Source organism: Mesorhizobium sp. M1A.T.Ca.IN.004.03.1.1, assembly GCF_003997555.1.
Taxonomy (GTDB): domain Bacteria; phylum Pseudomonadota; class Alphaproteobacteria; order Rhizobiales; family Rhizobiaceae; genus Mesorhizobium.
The window spans coordinates 594,916-617,016 of the sequence record NZ_RZTV01000002.1 but is presented as its reverse complement, the minus strand read 5'-3'; the positions used below and the strand labels follow the sequence as shown (position 1 = coordinate 617,016).

21 protein-coding genes are annotated in these 22,101 nt (G+C 64.4%); 1 reads left to right on the top strand and 20 read right to left on the bottom strand.

Going from position 1 to position 22,101, the window contains the following annotated elements; genetic code table 11:
• Window positions 1-9: 9 nt before the first annotated feature.
• From EOD29_RS08920 to EOD29_RS08865, 12 genes are all read right to left on the bottom strand, one after another.
• Window positions 10-339, bottom strand: coding sequence for a hypothetical protein (locus EOD29_RS08920; RefSeq protein ID WP_127214936.1), 330 nt, complete (start codon window positions 337-339; stop codon window positions 10-12).
• Entirely contained in the window at window positions 336-1,025 is a 690-nt protein-coding gene (locus tag EOD29_RS08915; RefSeq protein ID WP_127246471.1) for a hypothetical protein, read from the bottom strand. Before EOD29_RS08915 ends, EOD29_RS08920 begins: the two co-directional genes overlap by 4 nt.
• A gap of 45 nt (window positions 1,026-1,070) precedes the next feature.
• Complete coding sequence (locus EOD29_RS08910; protein WP_067327764.1) at window positions 1,071-2,474, bottom strand: amino acid permease; 1,404 nt, start codon at window positions 2,472-2,474, stop codon at window positions 1,071-1,073.
• Between the two features lie 14 nt (window positions 2,475-2,488).
• Window positions 2,489-2,650 (bottom strand): hypothetical protein, encoded by a 162-nt coding sequence (locus EOD29_RS08905; RefSeq protein WP_082953998.1) that lies wholly within the window; start codon window positions 2,648-2,650, stop codon window positions 2,489-2,491.
• A 15-nt stretch (window positions 2,651-2,665) separates the two neighbouring features.
• Complete coding sequence (locus EOD29_RS08900; protein ID WP_095800950.1) at window positions 2,666-3,043, bottom strand: hypothetical protein; 378 nt, start codon at window positions 3,041-3,043, stop codon at window positions 2,666-2,668.
• Between the two features lie 11 nt (window positions 3,044-3,054).
• Window positions 3,055-3,342: a hypothetical protein gene (locus EOD29_RS08895; protein ID WP_066988933.1), complete on the bottom strand. Its 288-nt coding sequence runs from the start codon at window positions 3,340-3,342 to the stop codon at window positions 3,055-3,057.
• Between the two features lie 300 nt (window positions 3,343-3,642).
• Window positions 3,643-4,374, bottom strand: a complete 732-nt coding sequence (locus EOD29_RS08890; protein WP_095823862.1) for an XRE family transcriptional regulator — start codon at window positions 4,372-4,374, stop codon at window positions 3,643-3,645.
• Between the two features lie 188 nt (window positions 4,375-4,562).
• The gene (locus EOD29_RS08885; protein ID WP_067327767.1) at window positions 4,563-5,348 is read right to left on the bottom strand and encodes a glucose 1-dehydrogenase; all 786 of its coding nucleotides are present in this window, start codon (window positions 5,346-5,348) and stop codon (window positions 4,563-4,565) included.
• Window positions 5,349-5,360: 12 nt separating this feature from the next.
• Window positions 5,361-6,125, bottom strand: a complete 765-nt coding sequence (locus EOD29_RS08880; RefSeq protein WP_095800949.1) for an SDR family oxidoreductase — start codon at window positions 6,123-6,125, stop codon at window positions 5,361-5,363.
• Window positions 6,126-6,233: 108 nt separating this feature from the next.
• Entirely contained in the window at window positions 6,234-7,742 is a 1,509-nt protein-coding gene (locus EOD29_RS08875; RefSeq protein WP_127246470.1) for a sugar ABC transporter ATP-binding protein, read from the bottom strand.
• A gap of 27 nt (window positions 7,743-7,769) precedes the next feature.
• Window positions 7,770-8,708: a sugar ABC transporter substrate-binding protein gene (locus tag EOD29_RS08870; protein ID WP_127246469.1), complete on the bottom strand. Its 939-nt coding sequence runs from the start codon at window positions 8,706-8,708 to the stop codon at window positions 7,770-7,772.
• A gap of 113 nt (window positions 8,709-8,821) precedes the next feature.
• The gene (locus EOD29_RS08865; protein ID WP_066989390.1) at window positions 8,822-9,808 is read right to left on the bottom strand and encodes an ABC transporter permease; all 987 of its coding nucleotides are present in this window, start codon (window positions 9,806-9,808) and stop codon (window positions 8,822-8,824) included.
• Window positions 9,809-10,047: 239 nt separating this feature from the next.
• On the opposite strand from EOD29_RS08865, the gene EOD29_RS08860 reads away from it, so the two are divergent.
• Window positions 10,048-11,010 carry a sugar-binding transcriptional regulator gene (locus EOD29_RS08860; protein ID WP_127246468.1) on the top strand — a complete coding sequence of 321 codons (963 nt, stop codon included), beginning with the start codon at window positions 10,048-10,050 and terminating at the stop codon, window positions 11,008-11,010.
• A 1-nt stretch (window position 11,011) separates the two neighbouring features.
• On the opposite strand, the gene EOD29_RS08855 is transcribed toward EOD29_RS08860, so the two are convergent.
• The 8 genes from EOD29_RS08855 to EOD29_RS08820 form a co-directional block, all read right to left on the bottom strand.
• The gene (locus EOD29_RS08855) at window positions 11,012-12,499 is read right to left on the bottom strand and encodes an FGGY family carbohydrate kinase (RefSeq protein WP_127246467.1); all 1,488 of its coding nucleotides are present in this window, start codon (window positions 12,497-12,499) and stop codon (window positions 11,012-11,014) included.
• Between the two features lie 121 nt (window positions 12,500-12,620).
• The gene (locus EOD29_RS08850) at window positions 12,621-13,943 is read right to left on the bottom strand and encodes a homoserine dehydrogenase (protein WP_067327773.1); all 1,323 of its coding nucleotides are present in this window, start codon (window positions 13,941-13,943) and stop codon (window positions 12,621-12,623) included.
• A 323-nt stretch (window positions 13,944-14,266) separates the two neighbouring features.
• The gene (locus EOD29_RS08845; RefSeq protein ID WP_245475286.1) at window positions 14,267-16,288 is read right to left on the bottom strand and encodes an ABC transporter ATP-binding protein; all 2,022 of its coding nucleotides are present in this window, start codon (window positions 16,286-16,288) and stop codon (window positions 14,267-14,269) included.
• A complete protein-coding gene (locus tag EOD29_RS08840; RefSeq protein WP_127246465.1) occupies window positions 16,281-17,165 on the bottom strand; it encodes an ABC transporter permease in 885 nt (294 codons plus the stop codon). The genes EOD29_RS08845 and EOD29_RS08840 overlap by 8 nt, the downstream gene beginning before the upstream one ends.
• Entirely contained in the window at window positions 17,162-18,100 is a 939-nt protein-coding gene (locus tag EOD29_RS08835) for an ABC transporter permease (RefSeq protein WP_278057229.1), read from the bottom strand. Before EOD29_RS08835 ends, EOD29_RS08840 begins: the two co-directional genes overlap by 4 nt.
• Window positions 18,101-18,185: 85 nt before the next feature.
• Window positions 18,186-19,850 (bottom strand): ABC transporter substrate-binding protein, encoded by a 1,665-nt coding sequence (locus EOD29_RS08830; RefSeq protein WP_127246464.1) that lies wholly within the window; start codon window positions 19,848-19,850, stop codon window positions 18,186-18,188.
• Window positions 19,851-20,175: 325 nt separating this feature from the next.
• On the bottom strand, window positions 20,176-21,279 hold the full coding sequence (locus tag EOD29_RS08825) for a mandelate racemase/muconate lactonizing enzyme family protein (RefSeq protein ID WP_127246463.1): 1,104 nt from the start codon (window positions 21,277-21,279) through the stop codon (window positions 20,176-20,178).
• A gap of 27 nt (window positions 21,280-21,306) precedes the next feature.
• Window positions 21,307-21,999, bottom strand: coding sequence for a GntR family transcriptional regulator (locus tag EOD29_RS08820; protein WP_127246462.1), 693 nt, complete (start codon window positions 21,997-21,999; stop codon window positions 21,307-21,309).
• Between the last annotated feature and the right edge of the window lie 102 nt (window positions 22,000-22,101).

Genomic DNA, 22,101 nt, shown 5'->3' with positions numbered 1-22,101 from the left:
TTCCTCTGATTATATTTCCGTTCTCGCGCCGCCTGTAGCGTTGTCGCCGTCGGGATGGCCGTGGGCCCATATCGCGTGGCGAACGCGCGCTATCGTGTAGGCATCGAGGATCGACAGCGCATAGATCAGGAACCCGCCGGCATGGCGACCGATGAAGCTGGCATCCGCCGGCGCCACCTTGGTTGTGACCCAGCCGAGGATCACCATGAAGAACAGGAACTGCAGGCCCCGCGCCGGCAAGCCGAGCATGACATGTCCGCTGCCCGGCAGGACGATCGCGGAGGCCAGGACAAAATAAGGGTTCGAAGGCCGGGCGGCGGGTTCGGTGGCGTTGCTCATGCGGCCTGCCTTTCGCACTGGTTGATCGCGTCGCGAATCGAGGATGCGGCTTCGAGCAGTTTTTCGATCAATGTCGGATCGAGCCTCGCGTCGCCGAAAGCGGCTTGCCGGAACACACCGTAGCGCGCCCGATCGGCCTGGGCCAGCAGCCACACGATGCGCACGCCCTTCGGCGTGATCAGCAATTCCTTGGCGCGGCTTTCGCCGAATATCCCGGCATGCGCGGCGATCACCTCCTGCGGGAAGACGATGCCTTTGCGGTCTGTCCGCAGCACCGCCTCGTCGGGGAACGCCGCCGTCTTCGGCAGCGTGTGTTCGAGATGGTCGAAATTGGAGAAGCTCGTCGGCGATCCCGGCCGCATCATCATGTCGAAAACGCCCGGCACCGCCACCGGCTCGGTGATCGACACGCTGAGCCAGCGCGCGGGAAGCTTTCTGGTCGCGAGCGTGTCAACGATGGTACGCACCTGCGCTCGCTCGCCCTTGTGCGAACCCGCCCAGGTAGCGACGCCGGCCGTGCCGTCGGAGACGTCGATCGCGTCGCGAATAACGGCGCGGATGGCGGCCTCGTCGTCGGCGAGCGCCGCCCTGGCCCTGTTGCGGCTGGAGCGCGCAAGCCAGGCAAGGTGAAGGACGACCGCAAATACGATCGCCCCGGCAAACAAGACTGACGTCAACTCAGACATCTCGACACGCCAAGACCCGCCGCCAGGCGGCGGGTCTTTTTCCGTTCAATAGCCCTGCGGCTTCGGCCAGGGCATGGTGAACTGGTCGCCGCGGCGCACGAACTTGTAGCGGTAGAAGTGGAACCACAGCGAGATCAGGAAGTAGAAGGCGATCATCGCGATCAGCTGCGAGCCGAAGCCGAGGAAGATGGCGAAGAAGGTCACCACGCACAGGCAGAACAGCACTATCGCCGGCAGCGGATGGAAGGGATGCGTGTAGCCACGGCGGATCGAGCCGAGCGGCCACTTCTTGCGGAACATCATGATGTTGATGCTCATGAAGGTGTATTGCAGCACGCCCGACAGGATCGAGAAGGTGATCGCCTGGTTGAGATCGGCGATGAAGGCGAAGGCCAGCGCGATCGGCAGCAGGAACAGGATCGACCGATAGGGCGTGCGATACTTCGGATGCACCGCCGAGAACCAGCTCGGCAGGTAGCGGTCGCGGCCGAGCGAGAACCAGGCGCGGGCGGCGTCATTGATGCAGCCATTGGCCGAGGCAAGGGCTGCAAGCAGCGTCGCGATGAAGAGCAGGTTCTCGAGCAGCGGGCTGCCGGTCAGCTTGCCGGCGTCCCAGAGCGGATAATAGGTGATGCCGAGATATTCCCACGGCATCAGCGAGGCGCAGACATACCAGGTCATGGCGGCGGCGATCAGAAGCGTGATCATGCCGGCCATCGTGCCATAGGGCAGGGAACGCGCCGGCGAGCGCACTTCCTCGGCCGCTTGCGTGGTGCCCTCGATGCCGAGATAGTACCAGATGCCGAACTGGAAGGCGGCGATCACGCCGATCCAGCCATAGGGCAGCGCGTTGCCGGGAGTGACCAGTTCGTTGAGCTTCAGCACCGCCCCTTGCGTCCATGGACTGACCGAAAAGAACAGGATGACGATCGAGATATAGGCGATCGCCGTGATGACGAAGTTGACGTTGAGCGTCATCAGCACGCCGCGATAGTTGAGCCATGCCAGCACGACGATGGTGGCGGCGATGAAGGAATTGTGGGTCAATCCCTCGACACCTGCTTTGGCAACGATGGTGTCGCCGAGCAGGATCGCATCCGAGACTTCGAGCATCGTGTAGGCAAAGACCAGGAACAGCGCGACGTTGAAAGCCATCAGTGGCCCGACGATGTGCTTGGCCTGCGCGTACTGGCCGCCGGCGGCGGCGACGGTGGACGTCACCTCGGAATCGATCATGGCGACCGACGTGTAGAGCAGGCCGACGATCCAGCAGACGATCAGCGCGGCGAGCGCGCCGCCCTTGTCGGCGGCAAAATTCCAGCCGGTGAACTCGCCGACCAGCACGATGCCGACGCCGAGCGCCCAGACATGGGCGGGGCCAAGCACGCGTAGCAGTGAGACCCGGTCGCCGTGGACCACCGTTTCTCTCGTTTCAACCGCGACTGTCATTGGTGAGGCTCCACTCAGATCCGGTGCTTTTCGGAGACGGCTTCAAGCTCGCCTTCGCGCGAGGAGGTCAGCGTCTCCTCGGAATAGGTCGTGTCGACCTTGAACCAGTCGTAGAGCATCCACAGCGCGAGCAGGATCGAGATGCCCCAACATGCGTAAGAGACTGTCATCCACATGATCGTGTTCCCGGGTTACTTGCCGTCGAACTTCTCGTTGATCACCTCGCGATATTCGCGATCGGAGGCGCGGAACATGAAGACGAAATAGGCGATCAGCACCACCGCCATGATGATCAGCGTCGGCCAGTCGATGATGTAATGGAAGCGGTTCTGGATGATGTCGTGGGCGGTCTCCGGCGTGTAGCCGAGCTTTTCCCAGATTGAGGCCATGGTCGCGTTCTGGCCGAGCGCTTCCCAGGTCTTGGCGTCGAGCACGTCGATCGATTTCGCAGCACCCGCGAGGCCGAGTTTCAGCGGCAACCAAAGCGCCACGAAAATGGCGACGACGACGACGGCGATGTCGAAGACCTGACCGGCCTTGCTCTGCTCCGGCGGAATGTAGCGGGACATGCTTTCTCCCTTCAGGACTGGCGGTTGCGGAACGCATCGGCGTTCTTGATGTCGAGGCCGTAGATGAAATCCTTGTCTTCCTTGTAGTGGTTGAGCATCGCCAGGATGGCGGCGGTGTTGAAGATCAGCACCGCGGCCGCGGCGATCACCACCACGAGCTTGATCCCGCTGTCGGGGATGTAGGCCCAGGTCATCAAGAGGACGAAGAGGATCGTCGCCCAAAGGCAGACGATCAGGAGCACGGATCCGCGCACGTCGGAACGGTACAGCGCTTCGATGCGCTGCTTAAGATCGGACATCGGTTTTTCCCCTTTTCTCGACGTCCGGCCCCGCAATCGACCGGGCGTCCACTCTTTCAACAGAGTGAAATTTTTTTCATAAGTTCTGCCCGAACCGCGAAGTTGTCAAGCCGGTTTTCCGTTCGGTAAACGGTTTGGGGGTCCGCCGCAGGATTGCCTGTGGATAAAACTATTTGCCTGCAGGAAAATTACCGCGGACGGCACAGCGCCGGCACGAGCTGGTGGAAATGCCACGGAAATGCTTCGCGAGGTCGGACCTTCGACGAATGCGTCACCGAGCGATGTCCGGGTTCGGATTGGTCAGGTCGTGCTGTTCTGCGGATAGCAGATGATGGAGAGATAGCGCATCGGCAGCTGTGTCAGTTCTTCCGGGCCATGCGGCGCATCGGCGTCGAAGAACAGGCTGTCGCCCGGCTTCATCGGATAGAGATTGCTGCCGTGCCGGTATACGACCTCGCCCTCGAGCATATAGAGGAACTCCATCCCCGCATGCTGGAAGGTCGGGAACACGTCGGAGTCCTCGGTCAGCGTGATCAGATAGGGCTCGACGACCACGCCGCTGGTGTTGGCGCCGATATGTCCAAGCAGATTGTACTGGTGGCCGGCGCGTGTGCCGCGCCGCTCGACGTCGACGCCTTCGCCGGCCTTGACGAAGACGGCGGCGCGCTCTTCCTCGAAGCGGCGGAAGAAGGCGGTGACCGGCACGCCGAGCGCCCGCGACAGCGCCTGCAGCGTGGTCAGCGAGGGCGAGGTGATGCCGTTCTCGATCTTCGACAGCATGCCCAGCGAAATGTCGGTGGCGGCCGCGAGATCGGCGACGGTGATGCCGAGCTTCTTGCGGAAGGCGCGCACCTCATGGCCGATCGCTACCTCCAGCACCTTCTCGCGCGTGTCGCGGACGGCGTGCGGATTCTGCGTCAGCGGCGCGCGGATGGTTCGCACGCTTCGCCCGTCCGCCGAGACGCTCTTCGGCAACGGCTTGGCTTGGTCGCTCGCGCCGGAAGGCTTGTTGTCGGTCGTCTTCTTCGCCATGGCGCCCCTCAAATTTCCGCCGATTTATTTCACTCGAGGTGAACATATTCGGTGGCGATACAGGAGCGCAATCACCGCGGCAAGCCGTCTTATGTCGCAGAACCTGCGATGAAATCGGCTGTCGCGACCCGGCTGCCTGGGTCGCAGCGAGGCTGGCGACGCAGTCACTCAACGCATCGCAGCCCTTCTCACGACATGATCAGGCCGCCGTCGACATTGATGGTCTGTCCGGTGATGTAGGCCGCGTCATCGCTGGCGAGAAAGCTGACGAGCCCCGAGACGTCTTCGCCGCTGCCGGCGCGGCCCATCGGGATGTTCTTCACCCATTCCGCCATCAGCTCGCCCGGCTTGTAGTCGCCGAGCAGCTTGCCCCATGCGGTGTCGTTATAGGCCCACATGTCGGTGTCGATGATGCCGGGGCAGATGGCATTGACGGTGATCTTTTCCTTGGCCACTTCCTTGGCCAGGCTCTGCGTGATGCCGACAACCCCGAATTTCGACGCCGCGTAATGCGGCGTGTAGATGAAACCCTGCCGCGCCTGGCCGGACGCGGTGTTGATCAGCCGGCCGCCTTGGCCGTGCTTGCGCATGCGCGCGATCGCTTCCTGGCAGCACAGGAACACGCCTTTCGTGTTCACCGCCATCACCTTGTCCCACTCGGATTCCGTCATCGCCTCGATTTTGGCGATGGTGATGACGCCGGCGTTCTGCACCGAAATGTCGACCCGACCGAATTCATTCTCCGCGAGATCGTAAAGCGCTTCGACCTCGTCCTTCTTCGTCACGTCCATGCGCATCGAGGCGACCTTCGCGCCCGCAGCCTTCAGGCCGGCGGCGACCTCGTCGACGCGCGGATCAATGGCGCTGATCACGACCGCCGCACCTTCCGCCGCGAAACGCCTCGCCATGGCCGCACCGATGCCGCCGCTGGCGCCTGTGACGATTGCCGTCTTTCCTTCGAAACGCTTCTGCACTTTTTCTTTCTCCTACCAGCAGACGAAGCCGCCATCGACGATGAGGTCGATGCCGGTGACGAAGCTCGCGGCCCGGCTCGCCAGGAACACGGTCGGCCCGACCATTTCCTCAGGCCTCGCCATGCGGCCCATCGGCGTGTCGCGCTCGAAGATCTTGACCTGCTCGGCGACCTCCGGCCGCTTGTTCATCGGCGTCAGCGTGTAGCCGGGGCTCACCACATTGACGCGCAGGCCGCGATCGGCCCACTCCATGGCGAGGCTCTTCGACATATGGATCACCGCCGCCTTGGACGAATTATAGTGCGCCTGCGTCAGGCCCCGGTTGACGATCGAGCCGGACATCGAGGCGATGTTGATGATAGAGCCTTTGCGGCGGGGCAGCATGACGCGCGCCTCGGCCTGGCAGGACAGGAACACGCCGCTGACATTGACGTCGTAGAGCTTCTGCCACTTCTCCATCGGCAGCGTCTCGGCGGGTTCGGCACCGGCGACGCCGGCATTGTTGACCGCGATCGTCAGCGCGCCGAGTTCCTTTTCGACGCGTTCGACCGCTGCCGCGAGATCGCTCTGCGATGTGACAGTTCCGGTCAGCACCAGCGCCTTGCGGCCGAGCGCCCTGATCTTGTCGGCCGTGTCTTCCAGCCCGCCCTTCGAGCTGTGGCCGAAACAGGCGACATCGGCGCCGGCTTCCGCCAGACCGATGGCGATCGCTTGACCGATGCCGCTGCCGGCGCCCGTCACCAGCGCCACGTCGCCATCAATATCGAACAGTTTCATCTTTCTCCCTCTCCCTGAAAGAAGGGGCGCCAGCCCTGCTGGCGCCCCGCGCGGTCCGGTGCTTGGGAGGCTATCACCTGCTGCGCTTTATTCCCATCTGCCGTGCCCTCAGCTCGTGGCGAGTTCCATCACGGCGACATTGCTTGCTTCGTCGCGATCGAGGATGCCGCGCTGGCGGCCGCGGCTCAGCACCAGAACCCGGTGCGAAAGCCCCAGCACCTCCTCGAGATCCGAGCTCACCACCACCACGGCCATGCCCGAGCGGGCAAGGTCGGCGATGACATCGTAGATCGCCGCGCGGGCGCCAACGTCGATGCCGCGCGTCGGCTCATCGAGGATGAACACCTTGGGCGGCCGCGACACCCATTTGGCGATGATCACCTTCTGCTGGTTGCCGCCGGAAAGTTTTGAGACCGCCTGGTTCGGCCGACCCTTGACGCCGAGCCTCGATATGCCGGCCTCGGCGAACCTCTGAACCGCTTTGGGAAACACCCAGCCCTTCGGTGCGACATGATCGAAATTGCCGATGGCGAGGTTCTCGCCGATCGTCTGCTCCAATACGACGCCCTGTTCCTTGCGGTCCTCCGGCACCAGCACGACGCCGGCCCTGATCGCCGCCGCGGGGCCGCTGAGATGAACAGGCTGGCCCGCGACCCGCACCGCGCCGGACGAGATTGGATCGGCGCCGGCGATCGCCCGGACCAGTTCGGTGCGGCCGGCGCCGATCAGCCCGGCGATGCCCAGGATTTCGCCCGATTTCACCGCGAACGAAACATTGTTGAAGCTACGCTCCGGCGAGGACAGGTTCTCGACTTCGAGCACTGTCTCGGTACCCGGCGACGACAGCTTCGGGAACATGCGTTCGACGCTGCGTCCGACCATCTGCTCGACGACCGTGCGCACCGGGATGTCGGCGCGCTCGTGCCGGGCGACGATGCGGCCGTCGCGCATTACCACCACACGGTCGGCGATCTGAGCGATCTCGTCCAGCCGGTGGCTGATATAGATGAAGGACATGCCTTCGGCCTTGAGCTTGCGGATTTGCTTGAACAGCAGCTCCGTCTCCTCGCCGCCGAGCGCGGCGGTCGGTTCGTCGAGGATCAGAAGCTCGGCATTCAGCGTCAGCGCCTTGGCGATCTCCACCTGCTGCTGTGCCGCGACGCGCAGCGTGCGCACCTTGCGCTCGGGCGAGACGTCGAGGCCGAGGCGCTTCAATTGCGCCGAGGCCTTCGCGTTCATGGTTGCCCGGTCGATGCGGCCGCCCCGCATCGGCAGCCGCCCGACATAGACATTCTCCGCCACCGATAGGTCCGGCAGCAGCTTCAATTCCTGATGGATCATGCCGACGCCGGCCTCGATGGCCGCGGCGGGATTGGCGGGGGAATAGGGCCTCCCCCGCCAGATGATGGTGCCGGCATCAGGCTTGGTCGAACCGGCGATGATGTTGGACACCGTCGACTTCCCGGCACCGTTCTCGCCGAGCAGCGCCACGACCTCGCCCGGCCGCACCTCGAAGCTCGCATCGGCCAGGACCTGCACCGGTCCGTAGCTCTTGCAGAGGCCGTTGACGAAGAGCCCGTTATGCGGGCCTTCGCTATGGCGAGGTTCAGTGGACATCGTGGCGCTCTCTCAACGGTTGCCGCCTTACGGATGCTTCTCGATGAATTGCGAGACATTGTCCTTGGTGGTCAGCGTCGCGTCCTGCAGTTGCTCGGCCGGCAGCTTCTCGCCCGCCACGATCTTGATCGCCGAGTCGACGGCGAGCCGGCCCATACCTTGCGTCTGCTGCGTCGCGGTGACGTCGAACACGCCCTCCTTCAGCGCCTTGAGCGCCGCAACGTCGCCGTCGAAGCCGGCGATCCACACCTTGTGGTCGGGGTTGGCGACCTTGACCGCCTGCGCGGCGCCCAGAGCCAGCGCGTCGGCCTGGCCGAAGATGATCGAGACGTTCGGATGGGCCTGCAGCAGGTCCTGCGCCAGCTTGAAGCCTTCGTCCTGGTGCCACTGATCGCTCCAGAGCTCGCCGACCACCTTGATGTCCGGATAGGCCTTGAGCGCCTCGCCGCAGCCCTTGGAGCGGTCGACTTCCGGCGTCGTGCCCTTCTGGCCATGAATGATCACCATCTCGCCCTTGCCGCCGGCCTGCTTGGCGATGTAGTCGCACACGCCCTTGGCCGAGTTGACGCTGTCGGTGGCGATGAAGGTGTCGCCGGGCGCGCCGTCGGCGTTGCGGTCGACATTGACCACCGGGATGCCGGCGGCCTTCGCGGTCTTGGTCGGCACCGTCGCGGCGGTGGCGCCGGCCGGGATATAGATCAGCGCGTCGATGTTCTGGGTGACGAGGTCCTGCACCTGGCTGACCTGCGTGGCCGAATCGCCCTTGGCGTCGACGGTGATGACCTCGATGCCCTTCTCCTTGGCATAGGCTTCGACCGACTGCTTGATCTGGTTGAAGAAGTCCGCCTGCAGATTGGCGACGGCGAGGCCGAGCTTCTTGGCGTCCTTGGCCGAGGCGGCATCGGACAGGCCGAGCAGCGGGACGATGGCCGCGGCCGCAAGCAGCAGTGAACGTTTGGTCAGCATGTTTTTCCTCCGTTGGTGTTCGATCTGTCCGCCTGCGCATCGCGGCGCCCTCGGCCGGACAGTCCCAGTCTCGGATCGACCGATCCGTTCCGCCCGGACATCCGGGCGAATTCCTATTGGCGGCGCCGCCGCCAGGTATCGGTGGCAACCGCCAGCGCGATCACCACGCCGATCACCACCTGCTGGATGAAGGGTGACACGCCGAGCAGGTTGAGGCCGTTGCGCAGCACGCCGATGATGAGAACGCCGATCGCCGTGCCGCCGATCGAGCCGATGCCGCCGGAAAGGCTGGCGCCGCCGATCACCACCGCGGCGATCGTGTCGAGCTCGTAGCCGACGCCCGAACTCGGCTGCACGGAATCGAGCCGGGCCGCGAGCACGATGCCGGCCAGTCCCGCCAGCAGTGCGCAGATTGCGTAGACCCAGTTGGTCAGCGACTTCACCGGAATGCCGGAGAGGCGGGCAACCTCGGCGCTGCCGCCGATCGCGTAGAGGCTGCGGCCGGTGGCGCGGTAATTGAGGAAGATCGCGAAGACGATCGCCAGCACGATCATCAGCCCGACGGTGACCGACAGGAAGCCGAAGTGGCGCACGATCGAGAGGTTGGTGAACCAGTCCGGAAAGCCGACGATCTGCGAGCCGTCGGTGATCATGTTGGCGAGGCCGCGCGCCACCGACATCATGGCAAGCGTCGCGATGAAGGGCGGCAGTTTCGTCACCGTCACCAGCAGGCCCGACACCAGGCCGCAGAGGGCGGCGACGACGAGCGCCGCGGCGATGCCCGCCGGGACGCCGAGATTGAGATAGTCGGGATAGGCGACATAGCCCATCACCATCGAGGCCAGCGCCAGCACCGAGCCGACGGAAAGGTCGATGCCGCCGATCAGGATGACCAGCGTCATGCCGATCGCCATGATGCCGAGGACGGTCACCTGGTCGAGCACGTTGAGGATATTGCGTACCGTCAGGAAGGTGTCGGTGGTCAGCGCCAGCGCCAGGCACAGCAGCACCAGCCCGATCAGCGGTCCCATCGTTCCGGCAAACAACGCCGAAAGCTTCGCACCGGAAGCGGCCTGCGCGGCGCCGGTGCCAGCCTTCAACTCGCTCGTCTCGTTGCTCACGGCCACTTGGTCTCCTCCGTCAGCGGTTAGGCGTGCCTTGCCTTCCGCTCTTGTTCACCAGGCATCCTCCCTTGTGAACAATTTATCTTTGATCTGCAATTTTGTTCAGCTAAAACGTTCATCAGAAAATTGTCAAGTGCCGCGCAGCCATTCGGCGGCAGTTTGCGTGAACCGACAGTTTGCCATAGGGAAGTCGAGCGCATACGGAGGCATAAAGCATGGCGGTGATCGAGAACGACAGGGTCTCGCGTTTTCCGGATGCCGAGCTCAAGGCCCGAGCCGCCTGGCACTATTATGTCGAAGGGCTGACGCAGGAGCGGATCTCGGAGATCCTCGGCGTCGGCCGTATCAAAGTGCACCGGATTCTGTCGGCCGCGCGCGAGGAGGGCGTGGTCCAGTTCCGCATTCGCGACAGCGTCGTCGAATGCGTGCAGCTGGAGGAAAGCCTGAAGCAGCGCTTCGGCCTCAGCCAGGCGGTGGTCGTGCCGTCGGCCGCCGACCGGAGCAACGCGCCACTGATGATCGGCCATGCCGCCGCCGCCTATCTCGCCGACAACGTCAATCCGGGCGACGTTATCGCACTGGGTTGGGGCAGGACGCTGAAATTCGCCATCAACGAATTGCCCAGGCGACCGATCGCCAGGACCACCGTGGTCTCGATGCTTGGCGGCCTCACCCATGCGCAGCCGCTCAATCCGACCGAGAGCGCCTGGGAATTCGCCGAGAAGATCGGCGCCGAATGCTATCTGCTGCCCGTGCCCGTCTATGCCGACAGGCCGGAGCAGCGCGATGCCTTCATGAGCCAGCGCAGCGTCCAGGATGTGGTCTTTAGGGCGCGGCGCGCCAACATCGCCGTGCTCAGCGTCGGCTCCTTTTCCAACGACAGCCCGATCGCCAATTACGGTTTCATCAAGCCCAGCGAATTGGAGGAATTGCAGGCGGCGGGCGCGGTCGGCGATATCCTCTGCCACTTCATCGATGCCGAGGGTCGCATCGTTGACCATGAGGTCAACCGCCGCGTCTGCGCCTACCCGCTGCAGGATCTGTCTGACATTCCGACCACCATCCTGGTGTCGGGCGGGCGGGAGAAGATCGCCGTCATGCGCGCCGCACTTGCGAATACGAAGGTCTCGGTGCTGATCACCGACGAAGACGCGGCCAAGGGGCTGCTTAGCCGGTAGTTCAGGTAATCGCGCCGAGCCGCGTGTGGATATCGCGTGTCGCGTGATAGAGATCACGATAGACTTCTTTGCGTGCGCGGTAGGTCGGAACAAGCGCCTCGACAGGATCGACCTGGCGTGCCGGCCGTGCCGCCATCGCCTTTGCCGCCTCTTCCGGTGACGCGAACCAGCCGATTGCCGAGGCCGCGAGCATGGCGGCTCCCAGCGCCGCTGCTTCGTTGACCGGCGAGACGAAGAGCGGGCGCTCGAGCACGCTCGCCATGATTTCCAACAGCAGTGGGCAATTGGTGCCGCCGCCGGCCGCGATCATCGCGTCGGCCTTGCCGGTCTGTTCCTCCATTGCCTCGGTGGCGATCGCCTGCTCCAGCGCTATGCCCTCCAGCACCGCGCGGAAGAGATGCCTTGGCTCGTGATCGAGCGACAGGCCGACGATGGCGCCGCGCGCCGAGCCGTCCCAGTAAGGGCTCATGACGCCGGCCCAATAGGGCATGACGAGCAATCCGTCGCTGCCTGGCGCGACATCCTTCGCAGCCTTCTCCAGCACCGCGGCCGAAGGCGCGCCGGTGGTGCGCACGATCCAGTCGACCAACTGCATGCCGGAACGCAGCACCGTCTCCAGCATGAAGCCGGAGCCGGTCGGCGAAACCAGCGTGCGGAATGCATCCGACGTTGTCACCGTACCGGAATAATTTCCGCTGACGACGCCTGAGCCCAACGACAGATAGCTTTTGCCGGGCCCGTAGACTCCCATGCCGAGGCCCATTGCCTGGCCGTCTCCGGCGCCCGCAATAACCGGCGTGCCGGCCTTCAGGCCGATCGCCGCCGCGACGCTTTCCGACAACGTGCCGCAGACCGCGCCAGGGGCTGCGAGCTCCGGCAGTTGCTCCGGCCGCAGTCCCGCCGCCTCGACCAGCCTCGGGTGCCAGACGCCATGCGCGATGTCCAGCAGGCCGAGCGGATCGGCGCTCGCCGTGCTGGTGACCAGTCGCCCGGTGAGCCGGTGGACGAAGAACGCGTGCACGTCGACCACAGCGGCCGCTTCCGCCAGGGCCTGCGGCCGGTGCTCCATCAGCCAGGCCAAAGCGTAGAGCGCCGGCGTCGGGTCCGGCGGCTTGCCGCTCCAGTCGCGGATCGCCTCGCGGCCGAGTTCTTCCGAAAGCCGCGCCACCTGGCGGCGGGCGCGTTCGTCGAGCCACAATATGGCGGGAATGAGCGGCTTGCCGGCGTTGTCGAGCAGCGTGAAGCTCTCGCGCTGGTGCGCGATTGCGATGGCTTTAACGCGTGAGGCATCGATCGCCTTGGCGACTTGTTGCAGCGCCGACAGCAGCGCCGCCCACCAATGCTCGGCGTCCTGCTCGAAATGGCCGGGCGCCGGATTGGAAAGCGGATAGGTCTCGCGTGCCTGGAAAAGCTCCGAGCCGTCGCGCGCGAAAGCAATCGCCTTCACGGCGGTTGTCGAGGCGTCGATCCCGATTACCACATCGTCCATCAGGCTGGGATCCGGAGGGTTAGAGCATGTCGCGCAAAAATGTGCAGCGGTTTTGCGAAAACGACATGCATAAAAAAGGACCTAAAGCGCGTCGCCTGGATCCGATTCCGCGCGACGCGCTTTAGGCCGCGTTGGTTACGAACCGTCCGTCCGACTGGTCGAGACGACGGCGGATCTGGGTTATCACCATCGAATCGTCGGGTACACAGTTTTCATAGGTTAGGAAGTCGCCGGCCTTGACCGGCTTCACCACCTTGGCACGTTCAGCAAGCCCGAGCGGCAGCGCGCCCTTGGCGCGCGCGTCTTCCCAGGTCATGGCGAAGCCGCGGTAGTCGTTCTCGCCGATCATGCCGAGCGACTGGCCGGTGCCGAGACTGGTCTTGGCCACCGCCACCGCCTCGGCCACGGGATGGTCCAGCGGTTCCATGTCGGCGCGCTTGTAGACCACGGCGCGCGCCGCCGACAGCGGCACTTCCAGGCTGGTGAGGTGATAGGGCCGGAAGATCGTGAAATAGGGGCCCCTGCCGACCTTGAGGTCGATCATTCTCTCCAGCACGCGCGGATGCTTGGTTTCGATGATGCAGAACACCCCGGGCGCGACGCCCTTGCCGATCGAATAGTCGACAACGCCCTTGCGATGAAGCACGCCGCCATCCTCGCGCGGGCAGAGCACGCTGGCGAGTTCTTCTAGCGTCGCGGTAGGGCCGTGCATGCCTGGCACGTCGGGCACCAGTCCCGTCGCGTTGGCGATCGCCACCATCTCGATTGCCGTCTTCGAGCCGTCGACGAACTCGACCAGCATGCGCGCATTCATGTTGCGCTCGGCCGCCTCCTTCTCGTAGTCGGCCGGCACGGCGTCGAACTTCAGCGGATTGTTCTTGCCCTTGCCGGCGGCAACGATGTTGAAGCCGAGGCTTCTGGCGAAGCCGATGATCTCCAGCGTGCAGGCAGGCTCGTCGCCCGCCGCACCTGTGTAGACGACGCCGGCCTTGCGCGCCTCTTCCTTCAGAAATCGGCCGATCGTGATGTCGGCCTCGACATTTAGCATGACGATATGCTTGCCGTTCTTCATCACCTCGAGCGCAAACAGCGTGCCGATATTGGGATTTCCGGTTGCGTCGATGATCACGTCGATGCGGCCGGCGGCGGCGAGCGCATGCAGGTCCTCGGTGACCGCGATCTTGCCGCCCTCGATGGCGCGATCAATGGCCGGGGCATTGGGCGCCTGCACAATATCGGAACGATCATGGCCGGCCAGCAGCGCCGCATCGATCGCCGCCTGCGGCCTGACCTCCGAAATGGCGCCGATGCGCATGCCCGGCATGAGTGCGACCTGAACGACGATATCTGTTCCCATCTGTCCGGCGCCGGCGAGACCGATGGTGATCGGTCCTTGTTTCTCAGCGCGCTGCAGGAGTTCCGCTGCGAATTGCGGATGGGACATGTCGCTTCCTCCGGTCCTTGGCGCCGCCCGCGCCGCGATCACTCTTTGAACATTCCTATGACCGTTTGAAAAATATTTCAACCGCCATTTCGGCGGTCGTCTTAGGAATGAGCTAAAACGAGACTCCGAGACGATGCGGGGCGGGGGGAGATCCGGCAGGATCGAGGCGCGAGGGAACCCCTATGCGGCGAAACGAGGTTTGCCGCCCGGCGGACGCCGTGGACGTCGCTGACGGAGGGGCGCGCCGGTGTCAGCGCGCTTGCCGCCCTGCGCCAGCCGTCGGCGCAGCGAATCCAGCAGGCGTTGTCGTTTTCTGGCGGCGACTATGCCGGCTCCACGGCCTTCGGCTTCTGCAGCCTTGCCAACTCCGCGAAAGGAATATGGCAGCGGATTGTGTGCCCGGGCTCGGCCTCGCTTAGTTCCGGCTCCTGCGTCTCGCAGATCGCGCCGATCTTGCGCGGGCATCTCGTGTGGAAAACGCAACCCGTGGGTGGGTTGGCCGCGCTCGGGATTTCGCCGTCGAGGCGGATGCGCGAGCTTTCCGTCCGGTCGAGTTTCGGAACGGCCGACAACAGAGCTTCCGTGTAAGGGTGATGCGGGCCGGAAAACACCGCTTCCGACGGTCCGAACTCCATGATGCGGCCGAGATAGAGCACCGCGATCTTGTCGGACAGATAGCGCACCACGCCGAGGTCGTGCGAGATGAAAATGTAGCTCACATCCTGCTTCGACTGCAGGTCGGCCAAGAGGTTGAGGATCGCCGCCTGCACCGACACGTCGAGCGCCGAGGTCGGCTCGTCGCAGACGACGATGCGCGGATCGCCGGCGAAGGCGCGGGCGATCGCCACGCGCTGCTTCAGACCGCCCGAAAGCTGCCGCGGCTTGACGGCGAGATGCCGGTCGGTGAGCCGCACCGAGCGGACGAGCTCTTCGAGGCGCGTTTCCAGCGACTTGCCGGTGAGCCCGCCCAACCGCTTCAAAGCGCGGCTGAGGATATGCCGGATCGAATGCGAACGGTTGAGCGCCGAATCCGGATTCTGGAAGACGATCTGCACCGCCTTGACCTGGTCCTCCGAGCGGCTGGCAAGCCGCGGCGCCAACTGCTTGCCCTCCAGTTCGATGCTGCCGCCCTCGTCCGGCGGCACGAGGCCGAGCAGCAGCCTGGCGAAAGTGGTCTTGCCGCTGCCCGACTCGCCGACCAGCCCGAGCGTCTCGCCGGGCCGCAGGCTGACTGAAACGTCCTTCACCGCTCTCAATGCACGGCCATGGCTGGCATAGGTCTTGTTCAGCCTCTCGACCTGCAGCACTGGCGGCGCCTGCTTCGGCGCGACGGCGGCAATTTCGGCGGGTGTCGCGCGCGGCAGCGACTGCGCCTTGTCGTGATAGTGGCAGCGCGACAGCCGGCCGCCTCCAAGCTCATAGAGCGGCGGCGGCTCGCTGCGGCAGCGCTCCGTCGCCAGCGCGCAGCGGTCGGCGAAGGCGCAGCCGACGATCGTAGCGCCGATGCCGGGCAGGAAGCCGGGGATCGTGTCGAGCCGGCCCTGGTCCTTGCGCTGGCCGCCGCGCGGCAGGCAGCGCAGCAAGGCGACCGTGTAGGGATGGCGCGGATCGTTGAAGACGTCCTTGGTCGAGCCTTCCTCGACCAGCATCCCGGCATAGAGCACGCCGACCCGGTCGCACATGTTGGAAACCACGGCGAGGTTGTGGCTGATGAACAGGATTGAGGCCGAAAGCTCGCGGCGCAGTTGCGCGATGAGGTCGAGCACTTCGGCTTCGACCGTGGCGTCGAGACCCGTCGTCGGCTCGTCGAGGATCAGCATCGAGGGGTCGTTGGCCAAGGCCATCGCAATCGCCACGCGCTGCTGCATGCCGCCGGAAAGCTGGTGCGGGTAGCGCTGCATGACACTGGCCGGATCCGAGATGCGCACAAGATTGAGCATCGCGATCGCCTTGTCGCTCGCCGCCTGTCCCGACATGCCGGCAAGCTCGAAGATCTCGGTGAGCTGGCGGCCGATGCGCAATGATGGATTCAGCGCCTTGCCGGGATCCTGATAGACCATGGAGACACTTTCCGCGCGGGCGCGTCTGAGCGCCTCGGCATCGAGCTTCATCACATCCTGGCCGTCGAGCGCGATCGAGCCGCCGGTGATCGAGCCGTTGCGCGGCAGGTAGCGGACCACGGACAGCGCCGCGGTCGACTTTCCGCAGCCGGATTCGCCGACCAGCCCATAGGCCTCGCCGCGGCCGATCTTGAAGCTGACATTGCGCAGCACCGCCCGGTTGCGGCGCCCGACGCGATAGGCGACCGAGAGATCGTTGAGCTCGAGCGCGTTCCTGTCAGTCATTGAACGCTCCATGGACGCCGTCGGCCACCAGGTTGACCCCGATCACTAGCGAGGCGATCGCCAGCGCGTCGAACAGCACCGTCCACCAGAAGCCGCCGCCGATCATGCCGTAATTGCTGGAGATCGAGAGTCCCCAGTCGGGCGAGGGCGGCTGGATGCCGAAGCCCATGAAGGAAAGCGTGGCGACGGCGAAGATCGCATAGCCCAGACGCACCGTCGTCTCGACCAGGATCGGCGGGATCACGTTGGGCAGGATCTCGACGAACATCGTGTGCAGCGCGCCTTCGTGGCGAAGTTTTGCCGCCGCGACATAATCGAGCTCGCGTTCGGCCAGCACCGCCGAGCGCACCGTGCGGGCGATGATCGGTGCGAAGCTCAAGCCGATGACGACGATCACGGTGATCTTGGAGGTGCCGAGCGCGACGATGGCGAGCAGTGCGATGATCACCACCGGGATCGCCATGAAGGCTTCGAGGATACGGCTGACGATATCGTCGACGATGCCGCGGAAATAGCCGATGACGAGCCCGAGCGCGGTGCCGGCAATGGTCGCCAGAATCGTGGCCAAAGGTGCCACCGTCAGGATATCGCGCGAGCCGACGATGACCCGCGAGAAGACATCGCGGCCGATCTGGTCGGTGCCGAACCAGTGCTCGGCCGACGGTGGCGCCAGCGCGTTGATGATGTCGTCGGCAAGCGGATCGTAGGGGACGAAATGCTCGCCGAACAGCGCGCAGACGATCCAGAGCAGGACGATGCCGAGCCCGGTGAGGAAGGTTCCCGATCGCAAGAGCGAATGCAGCACCTCGCCCCAGGGGCTGCGCTGTGGCGCGGCGTCCGGCGTTGGCAGGTTCGCGGGTGTGTCTGTCGCGCTCATTGCTCCGCTCCCAGCCGGATGCGCGGATTGAGCACCGAATAGAGGAAATCGGCGATCAATGTGGCCACCGCATAGACGATGCCGATGGTAAGAATGCCGGCCTCGAGCATCGGAAAATCCTTGCCGCGCGCGGCGGTGAAGATCAGCGAGCCGATGCCCTGGTAGCGGAACAGCGTCTCGATCACGACAAGGCCGCCGATGAGGTAGCCGGTCTGGGTTGCGATGACGGTGATGGTCGGCAATAGCGCGTTGCGCAGCACATGCCGCCAGATCACCGTGCGCCACGGCAGACCTTTAAGCACCGCGGTGCGCGTATAGTCGGAATCGAGCGCCTCGATCATCCCCGACCGCGCCATGCGAGCGATATAGCCGAACAGCACCAGAAACAGCGGCAGCGACGGCAGGATGAGATAATAGAGCTGGGTGAAGACGCCGGCACCCTTCGGCCAAGCCGCCGCGATCGGCAGCCAGCGCAGCCAGACGCCGAAGATCAGGATCAGGATGATGCCGGTGACGAACTCGGGCAGCACCGTCACCGACAGTCCGCCGAGGCTGATGATGCGGTCGAGCGGCCGGTTGAGGTTGAGCGCAGCGATGACACCGCCGAGGATGCCGATCGGCACCACCAGCACGAAGGCGACGAGCGCCAGCTTCATCGAATTGCCCAAAGCGTCGATGACGAAGGGCGCCACCGGCGCGCGGAAAATGTAGGACGTGCCCATGTCGCCATGAAGGAAGTTCCAGATCCAGCTTCCGTACTGGACGAGCAGCGGCCGGTCGACGCCGAGCGAGTGATTGAGCGCGTCGACGGCGCGCTGGTCGGCAAACGGCCCCAATATCGCGCGCCCGACATTGCCGGGCAGCACCTGGCCGCCCAGGAACACCATGACACTGAGCAGGAACAGCGTCACGAGCGACAGAGCCAGGCGCCGGATGAGGAAGCCGAGGATGGCGAATACTCCTATTGGAGCCGGCTCTCCATCGAGAGCCGGCTGTCAGGGATAAGCTTGCTCCCTCGCGTCAGGCTTTCGAAGCCTTTTCGAGGAACAGCTGCGACATGGCGGTGGGCTGCACGCCCGCCACGCCTTTCGCCGTCGCAGTCAGGTAGTCGTAGAAATAGCCGAAGATCACCGGCGTTTCCTCGAGCAGCAGCTTCTGGATCTTGCCGGCTGCAGCCTTCTGCGCCTCGAGGTCGAGGGCAGCGATATAGCTCGTCGCCAGCTGGTCATAGTCCTTGTTCTTGAAATGCGCGGCATTCCAGGTGCCTTCGCTCTTCAATGGCGCCGCGAGATAGACGTTCGGCACGCCGCGGTGGCCGTAGTCGGTGATGCCCATCACCGAATCCAGCCAGTTCGATTTGCCGAACACCGCATCGCCGTAATAGGCGCTCTGATCGAGGATGTTGAGCTCGAGCTCGATGCCGATCTCCTTGACCCAGTTCTGGATCAGCTGCGCGTACTCGGGGATTTCCAGATAGCGCTCGGTGGTCAGCGTTATTTTGAACCCCTTGCCGGCGCCGGCCGCCTCCATCAGCTGCTTGGCCTGCGCGATGTCCTGCTCGCGCTGCGGCACGCTGGTGTCCGTCGACGGATAGACCCCGGCGAACGGGCTGTCATTGCCCTCCTGGGCGCGCCCTTTCATCAGGCCGGCGACCAACTTCTTGCGATCGATGCTGAGCGCGATGGCGCGGCGTACCCGCGGGTCCTTCATCGGACCGTCGTCGCAGCGCAGATGCAGTTGCTGATGCGCCGACGATTTCAGGCTGATGACGTTGACGTTCGGATCGTTGAGGACGGCGACGCCCGCCAGCACCGGCATCTGATTGATGATGTCGATCTGGCCGCCCTGCAGCGCCAGGATCTGAGGCTGGATATCGGTGAAGAAGGTGAATTCGGTGCGCTCCGGCAGGGCCTTTTCGCCCCAGTAGTTCTCATTGCGAACGAAGGAGGCGCCGACTTTGGGCGTGTACTTCTCCAGCTTGAACGGCCCGGTGCCGTCGAAGCTCTTTTCGTAATCGCCCTTGTAGCTCGCCGGGATGATGACGGCGTTGTAGTTGTCGGACGACAGCATATAGGGGAAGTTGCCGTTCGGCGCGTCGAGATGGAATTCCACCGTGTATTCGTCGACCTTCTTGCTGGCGCCCTTCGAGAGGATGCCGCTGAACACCGACAGCGCGTTGGAGGAGTTGGCGGGATCGGCAAGCCGGTCGATGCTGGCCACCACGTCCTCGGCCTTCATCTCGCCGCCTGAGTGGAACTTGACGCCCTTGCGCAGCGTGAACGTCCACACCGAGCCATCGGCATTCGGCTTCCAGCTTTCGGCCAGTGCCGGCTTGAGCACCAGATCGGGGCCGTCGACGCAGAGGAATTCGGCGACCTGCTGCATGACGAGCAGGCCGCCGGCGTCGGCGATGGTGACCGGGTCGATCGCGGCGGCCGGCACGCTGCTGCCGACGCGGATGGTGGCGCCCGGCGCGCCCTGGGCGCGGGCAAGCGAGGGCGCGGCGCCGAAGCCGGCGGCCATGCCGATGCGGCCGAGAAGCAGCAGCGACAGGCCGAGCAGGCTGCCGTGGCGCACGAAATCGCGGCGGCTGACGCGGCCGTCGATGAGGCCGTCGATGAGGTGATTTTCAAGCGGCGTGCGGTTGCGCCGGATGAGATCGAGGACGCGGTAGTTCTTGCTCATGGGTCTAAACCCTTTCCCCAGTTCTTGTGGTTGGCGAGTGCATTCCGGTTGACGACGTTCCGTGGAGTTCTCCGGTCCCGGCCATCGTCAAGAATTCAGTCGAACGAACTGTAACATGCAGTTTGGTCTGGTCCATCCGCTCCTTGAAGCGGAAAGGTCAGATTTTCTTGATGCATGCCTAGCTCCGGCGTGCAGCCCCCGATCGAAATCGTGGCCGCCTCGATTCGGTTTGCCGGTCTCCTTTCCTTTTGGCGATCTCCCAGTTCAGGTCAGCGAAAAGCCTGCTAGCGCGATCGGCGTTGCCGCGCTGCTCCCGATCTTCATCTCAGCCGATCTCGAAGAAGGGCTTGCCGAGCAGGTCCGGCACCACGTCGATGCCGAGTCCGGGGCCGTCGGGAATGCCCATGCGGCTGCCCGCGACCGGCGGCTTGTTGGAGGCGGTGCGCACTGTCACCCATTCGTGGAAGGCGATCGCATGCAGACGGCGCTCTTCCGGCGTCGACAGCGACAGATGCGCCATCGCGGCGGTGTCGATCTCCGCGCCGCCGGTGTCTTCGACGGTGATCATGAAACCGAGATCGACGGCGACGTCGCGGATCAGCCGCGTCTGCGTCACGCCGCCGAGGCGCGAGATCTTCAGCGTCAGCCCATCGGCTGCGCCTAGGCGATGGATTTCCAGCATCTCACCCAGCGATGTGACGGATTCGTCGAGCACCATCGGCTTGTCGAGCATGCGGCGCACCGACATGTTCTCCTCGATCGTCGTGCAGGGCTGTTCGAATGTGTAGTCGATGCCGCGCGTGGCATCGGTGAACTGGCGCGCCTGGTAGGGCGTCCAGCCGGCATTGGCGTCGCAGAAGATCACCGTGCCCTTCGGCACGGCTGATGCGACGGCGCTCACGCGCTCGATGTCGTCACGGACATTGCCGCCGACCTTGACCTGCAGCCGATGGTAGCCTTCGGCAACGATGCGCTTGGCAAGTGCCGCCATCTGGTCGACCGTGCCGTGGGTCACGACCCGGTAAAGTTCCGCCGTCTCGCTCTCGCGGCCGCCGAGCATCGCTACCAACGGCACGTCGGCCGCACGGGCGGCGAGATCCCAGCAAGCCATGTCAAGCGCGGCTTTGACGTAGGGATGGCCCTTGAACACCGTGTCCATCAACCTGCCGATGCCGGCCAGCCCGCGCGGGTCATGGCCGATGAGATGCGGCGCGATCTCCGGCACGCCCGCGCGCGTTCCCGCCGGAAACGCGGCCGAGTAGAAATTGCCGAGTGGCGCCATCTCGCCCCAGCCGGTCACGCCTGTGTCGGAAGTGATGGCGACGATCACCGCATCGAAACAGTCGGCGACCCGGCCCTTGGACATGCGGTAGGGCCCGTCCACGAAGGGCTGCACGACATGGTAGGCTTTTATGCTCTTGATCTTCACGTTTGTATCCGTTTGTCCGCGGGTTTGTCAGGCGCCCTTCGATGCGCGCTTTTCGAGGCTGCGCGCATAGGCAAGAAGCGCTTCGAAATCGTTGTCGATATGCTCGCGGGCATGGCGCTGGGCGGCGCGCATGTCCGTGCCCTTGAGCAGCGCCACATAGGTTTCGTGCAGGTCCTCGGCCGGCACCGGCTCGTTCCGCGCACGCTGGTGCAGGGCGAAATACATTTGCAGCCGGCTGGTCAGCCGCTGCCAGGTTTCGAGCAGCACCGAATTGTCGGCCCACTCATAGACCAGCCCGTGCAGCTGCAGCGCCGTCTCGATCTGGCGCGTGGTGTCGAGCGCCCGGGTCGCCTGCTTCACCGCTTCATGGCGGCGGTCGAGCTCGTCGAAGAAACGCTGGTCGCGCTGCGGCCAGGCGAGCTCGATGGCGAAGTCGTCGAGCACCTTGTTGAGGGAATAGGCGTCGACGATGTCCTTGGCGCTGACGTCGACAACGAAGGTTCCGGCATAGGGAATGCTGGTCAGGATACCTTCCTGCACCAGCTCGCGCATCGCCTCGCGCAGCGGCGCGCGGCTTACCCGCATCTGCTCGGAAATGCGGAGTTCGTTGAGCTTCTGCCCAGGCTCCAGCTGGCCGGTCAGAATGGCGCGCCTGAGCAGCGCGACGATCTCGGCCCTGCGCGTCGTATCCGCGATCGGACTGAAATCCAGCTTTGACATGTGGGCCACTCCGGATGAACCGACTGCAAGACAAGCAGATTGTCGACAATCCAACAAGAGGGTGGCTATCGTTTTTTTCGCGGATGGCGGGCGCGCAAACAA

Coding starts and splice junctions, on each gene's coding strand:
- EOD29_RS08850 (WP_067327773.1), bottom strand. CDS start 13,943: ATGTCCCATCCGCAATTCGCAGCGGAACTCCTGCAGCGCGCTGAGAAA.
- EOD29_RS08890 (WP_095823862.1), bottom strand. CDS start 4,374: ATGGCGAAGAAGACGACCGACAACAAGCCTTCCGGCGCGAGCGACCAA.
- EOD29_RS08830 (WP_127246464.1), bottom strand. CDS start 19,850: ATGAGCAAGAACTACCGCGTCCTCGATCTCATCCGGCGCAACCGCACG.
- EOD29_RS08875 (WP_127246470.1), bottom strand. CDS start 7,742: ATGTCCACTGAACCTCGCCATAGCGAAGGCCCGCATAACGGGCTCTTC.
- EOD29_RS08860 (WP_127246468.1), top strand. CDS start 10,048: ATGGCGGTGATCGAGAACGACAGGGTCTCGCGTTTTCCGGATGCCGAG.
- EOD29_RS08820 (WP_127246462.1), bottom strand. CDS start 21,999: ATGTCAAAGCTGGATTTCAGTCCGATCGCGGATACGACGCGCAGGGCC.
- EOD29_RS08915 (WP_127246471.1), bottom strand. CDS start 1,025: ATGTCTGAGTTGACGTCAGTCTTGTTTGCCGGGGCGATCGTATTTGCG.
- EOD29_RS08895 (WP_066988933.1), bottom strand. CDS start 3,342: ATGTCCGATCTTAAGCAGCGCATCGAAGCGCTGTACCGTTCCGACGTG.
- EOD29_RS08840 (WP_127246465.1), bottom strand. CDS start 17,165: ATGAGCGCGACAGACACACCCGCGAACCTGCCAACGCCGGACGCCGCG.
- EOD29_RS08910 (WP_067327764.1), bottom strand. CDS start 2,474: ATGACAGTCGCGGTTGAAACGAGAGAAACGGTGGTCCACGGCGACCGG.
- EOD29_RS08900 (WP_095800950.1), bottom strand. CDS start 3,043: ATGTCCCGCTACATTCCGCCGGAGCAGAGCAAGGCCGGTCAGGTCTTC.
- EOD29_RS08855 (WP_127246467.1), bottom strand. CDS start 12,499: ATGGACGATGTGGTAATCGGGATCGACGCCTCGACAACCGCCGTGAAG.
- EOD29_RS08905 (WP_082953998.1), bottom strand. CDS start 2,650: ATGTGGATGACAGTCTCTTACGCATGTTGGGGCATCTCGATCCTGCTC.
- EOD29_RS08880 (WP_095800949.1), bottom strand. CDS start 6,125: ATGAAACTGTTCGATATTGATGGCGACGTGGCGCTGGTGACGGGCGCC.
- EOD29_RS08845 (WP_245475286.1), bottom strand. CDS start 16,288: ATGACTGACAGGAACGCGCTCGAGCTCAACGATCTCTCGGTCGCCTAT.
- EOD29_RS08920 (WP_127214936.1), bottom strand. CDS start 339: ATGAGCAACGCCACCGAACCCGCCGCCCGGCCTTCGAACCCTTATTTT.
- EOD29_RS08870 (WP_127246469.1), bottom strand. CDS start 8,708: ATGCTGACCAAACGTTCACTGCTGCTTGCGGCCGCGGCCATCGTCCCG.